Consider the following 4325-nt stretch of genomic DNA (forward strand, 5'->3'; position numbering starts at 1 on the left):
ACGGCACGCCCCGCCACGCCGAGGGGCGGCGGCGGGGTTCCCGGCGTGGCGGAGCGTGCCGTCCGATGGGTCCGGAGCGTGCGGTCCGATGGGCCCCGGAGCGTGTGGTCGGATGGGTCGGGAGCGTGTGGTCGGATGGTGCGGATCGAGCCGTCCGATGTATTCCGGTCCCCGGGGTACCTCCTCACTCATGGCCAAAGGTGCAAGGACGCGAACGCGAAAGTGTGAAGGACGGGCCGCCGGGGCGGAACGGCGGGTTCCGTGATGATGATCCGGAAAAGTTGTCGCCCGGAGCGGCGGGTGGGGCCAGCGAACGGGCTGATCTCTCGTACAGTTTGCGCCGTGGGATCTCTGCGCAATCCGGTCGGGCCGCTTCCCTCCTCCATCTACTGGCGACGGAGGGCCGTCCTGCTGTCCGTGGTCACCCTGTTGGCGCTGCTGATCACCTGGATCGTCACTTCGGGCGACGGCGGCGGCGACAACAACGCCGGCGGTTCCAACGGCAAGAACCCCCTGCCCACGATCACCGCCGGACCCTCCGGTTCCGGCCCGGCGATCACCGAACGCCCGGGCGGGCGCGAGGAGTCGGGCAGCGGCGACTCCAGCGGATCGGGAGACTCCGCCGGCTCCGGCGACGGCGACGGTTCCGGTGACGACTCCGGTGACGGGTCGGGCGAGGGATCGGGCGGCGGTTCGGACGCCGGCGGCTCCGGTGGCACGGACGGTACGGACGACAAGCCGGGCGCGTCCGGCTCCGGCGCGGTGCCCGCCGGTGTCGGCGCGGGAGACGCGCTGCCCGCGGGTTCAGCGCTCCCCAACTGCACTCCGGGCGCCGTCACCTTGAGCGTGCGCAGCGTGCGCAACTCCTACTCGCCGGACCAGACGCCCGCGTTCCGGATCACCGCGCGGAACACCTCCGGCAGCGACTGCAAGATCGATCTGGGTCCGCGCGGTGCGGTGCTGACGATCACTCAGGCCGACGGTGACGACGCCTACTGGTCGTCCGCGGACTGCCCCAAGGGCGCCACCCGCCTGCTCTACCGGGTCCCGGCGAAGAACGGCATCACCTACACCGTCGAGTGGGACCGCAAGCCGAGCGCCCCGAAGTGCGCGACACCCCCGGCCGGGTCGGCCAAGCCCGGGACGTACCTGCTGGAGGCCAAGGCCGCGGGCTTTGCGAAGGTGCAGACGTCGTTCGTGCTCGACGCGGACTGAGCCGGACGCCGAAGGGGGTCGCACCCGGCCGGGTGCGACCCCCTTCGGCGTCCGTGGTCAGACGTACCGCTCCAGGATCGAACTCTCCGCCAGCCGCGACAGCCCCTCACGCACGCTGCGCGCCCGGGCCTCGCCCACGCCGTCCACGGTCTGCAGATCGTCCACGCTCGCGGCGAGCAGCTTCTGCAGCCCGCCGAAGTGCTCGACCAGCCGGTCGATGATCGCGCCGGGCAGCCGCGGCACCTTGGCCAGCAGCCGGAAACCGCGCGGCGACACCGCGGAGTCCAGGGTCTCCGGCGAGCCGGTGTACCCCAACGCGCGCGCCACCGTGGGCATCTCCAGCAGCTCGGCGTGGGAGAGCGCGTCCAGCTCGTAGAGCGCCTCGTCGACCGTGCGGGAACGCTTGGCGGTCGGCTCGGGCACATAGTCGCGCACGACCAGCTCGCGCTCGGGCTCCACACCGGCGATCAGCTCGTCCAGCTGGAGCGCGAGCAGCCGGCCGTCGGTGCCCAGCTCCACCACGTACTCGGCGATCTCGGTGGCGATCCGGCGCACCATCTCCAGCCGCTGGGCGACGGCGGAGACGTCCCGGACCGTCACCAGGTCCTCGATCTCCAGCGCCGACAGGGTGCCCGCGACCTCGTCGAGGCGGAGCTTGTACCGCTCCAGGGTGGCGAGGGCCTGGTTGGCGCGGGAGAGGATCGCCGCCGAGTCCTCCAGGACGCGGCGCTGGCCGTCGACGTAGAGCGCGATCAGCCGCATCGACTGGGAGACGGAGACCACGGGGAAGCCGACCTGCTTGCTGACCCGGTCCGCGGTGCGGTGCCGGGTGCCGGTCTCCTCGGTCGGGATCGTCGCGTCGGGCACGAACTGCACACCCGCCCGCAGGATCTTCGACAGGTCGGAGGAGAGCACGATGCCGCCGTCCAGCTTGCACAGCTCGCGCAGCCGGGTCGCGGTGAACTCCACGTCGAGCACGAAGCCGCCCGTGCACATCGCCTCGACGGTCTTGTCGGAGCCGAGCACGATCAGACCGCCGGTGTTGCCGCGCAGCACCCGCTCGAGGCCGTCGCGCAGGGCCGTACCGGGTGCCACGGCGCTCAGTGAGGCGCGCATCAGGCCATCGGCACCGGAACTCCCACCGGACTTTCCGGGAGCTGCTGCCCGGTCGTTGGCTGCCACTGCACTCCTCCGGTCGCAGGTTCTGGGGCGCTCCCGCAAACGCACTCGGTTCGTACGGACGGGCGAGACCTGGGCAAAGTCTACCGGCGGTCTTCCGCCTCCCGGGGGGCGTCTCGGCGACGGGAGCGGGGGAGGACCCTGAGGGCGTCCCCTATGTCCGCGACTTCCAGGACCTTCATACCGGCCGGGACCTTCCCCGGATCACCCGGCACCAGCGCGTGCGTGAAGCCCAGGCGGTGCGCCTCGGAGAGCCGGCGCTGCACCCCGGTGACCCGCCTGACCTCGCCCGCGAGGCCCACCTCGCCGATCGCGACGAGGTTCTTGGGCAGCGGGGTGTCGCTCGCCGCGGAGGCCAGGGCGAGGGCGATCGCGAGGTCGGCGGCCGGCTCGGAGAGCTTCACGCCGCCGACCGTCGCGGAGTAGATATCCCTTTTGCCCAGGGCGCTGATCCGGCCGCGCTGCTCCAGGACGGCCAGCATCATCGAGACCCGGGAGGTCTCCAGGCCGGAGGTGGTGCGGCGCGGGGAGGGGATCTGGGAGTCGACGGTGAGCGCCTGGACCTCGGCCACCAGCGGGCGACGGCCCTCCAGGGTGACGGTCAGGCAGGTGCCGGGGACCGGTTCGTCACGTCGTGTCAGGAAAAGTCCGCTCGGGTCGGTGAGGCCCGTGATGCCCTCGTCGTGCAGTTCGAAGCAGCCGACCTCGTCCGTCGCGCCGTACCGGTTCTTGACGCCGCGCACCAGCCGCAGCCGGGCGTGCCGGTCGCCCTCGAAGTGCAGGACGACGTCCACCAGGTGCTCCAGCAGGCGCGGACCGGCGATCGCGCCGTCCTTGGTGACATGGCCCACCAGAAGGGTGGACATGCCGCGCTCCTTGGAGGCCCGGATCAGGGCGCCGGCCACCTCGCGGACCTGCGCCATGCCGCCCGGGGCGCCGTCGATCTCGGGGGAGGCCACCGTCTGCACCGAGTCGAGGATCAGCAGCGAGGGCTTGACCGCGTCCAAGTGGCCGAGGACGGCGGACAGATCGGTCTCCGCGGCCAGATACAGGTGGTCGTCGAGGGCGCCGATGCGGTCGGCGCGCAGCCGGACCTGGCTCGCCGACTCCTCGCCCGTGACATACAGGGTCCGGTGCTCCTCGCTCGCCGACTTGGCCGCCACGTCCAGCAGCAGCGTCGACTTGCCGACCCCGGGCTCGCCCGCGAGCAGCACCACCGCGCCGGGCACCAGGCCGCCGCCGAGCACCCGGTCCAGCTCGGGCACGCCGGTGGTGCGGGCGGTGGCCGTGCGGCCGTCGACCTGGCCGATGGGCAGGGCGGAGGTGGTGACGCGACCCGGTGCCGTCGTACGGACCGCGGGCGTGCCGTACTCCTCGACCGTCCCCCAGGCCTGGCACTCGGGGCAGCGGCCGAGCCACTTCGCCGTCTGCCAGCCGCACTCGGTGCAGCGGTAGGACGGGCGGTCCTTGGTGGTCTTCGTACGGGCAGCCATGGACGAAACCGTAACCGGCCGCACTGACAACGCGGCCGCCGCGGGGCCCGGACCGCGGCGGCAGGGCTGCCGGTCGCGGCTCCCCGCGCCCGGTGCCACCCGCCGCGATTCGGCCGCACCCTCCGGAATCGGCCACGGAACGGCGGGCTCCTGTCCCCTTATGAGGGATCGTTTCACCCGTACGGATTAAAAGTGCTCAAGGGGGCGGAAGCGCCCTTCCCCGGCCCCCTACGGTCACCGGGTGATGAGCAGCAGCCCGGAGATTTCGACCCGCACGACCGGCGCACACCGGGCGCACCGCGAGGCGCGCGACCGCGCTGCGGCGCGCACGCTGGCGCACCGTCCCCCCACGCGCTACGAGCCCTACCTCGACGGACTGTTCACCTACTGCCTGTCCGTCCTGTGCGACCACGACAGCGCCACCGCCGCTCTCGGCGA

Annotated in this window: 3 protein-coding genes and 1 pseudogene; 2 read left to right on the plus strand and 2 right to left on the minus strand. The window is 72.4% G+C overall.

From position 1 onward, the window contains the following. Positions 1-342 precede the first annotated feature (342 nt). On the plus strand, positions 343-1215 hold the full coding sequence (locus CCN42_RS32820) for a hypothetical protein (RefSeq protein ID WP_211294842.1): 873 nt from the start codon (positions 343-345) through the stop codon (positions 1213-1215). Between the two features lie 57 nt (positions 1216-1272). Here the strand turns inward: CCN42_RS32820 and disA are convergent, their stop codons facing one another. After that, positions 1273-2397, minus strand: coding sequence for a DNA integrity scanning diadenylate cyclase DisA (gene disA, locus CCN42_RS32825; protein ID WP_086167698.1), 1125 nt, complete (start codon positions 2395-2397; stop codon positions 1273-1275). A gap of 80 nt (positions 2398-2477) precedes the next feature. After that, on the minus strand, positions 2478-3887 hold the full coding sequence (gene radA, locus CCN42_RS32830) for a DNA repair protein RadA (protein ID WP_086741044.1): 1410 nt from the start codon (positions 3885-3887) through the stop codon (positions 2478-2480). A gap of 241 nt (positions 3888-4128) precedes the next feature. Here radA and CCN42_RS32835 point away from each other — a divergent pair. Further along, positions 4129-4325 (plus strand): annotated as a pseudogene (locus tag CCN42_RS32835) (hypothetical protein); the annotation flags it as partial.

It is taken from the genome of Streptomyces glaucescens (genome assembly GCF_002154375.1).
Taxonomy (GTDB): domain Bacteria; phylum Actinomycetota; class Actinomycetes; order Streptomycetales; family Streptomycetaceae; genus Streptomyces; species Streptomyces glaucescens.

Excerpts from the sequence above, each read along its gene's own strand:
- radA (WP_086741044.1), bottom strand. The coding sequence starts at position 3,887 with ATGGCTGCCCGTACGAAGACCACCAAGGACCGCCCGTCCTACCGCTGC.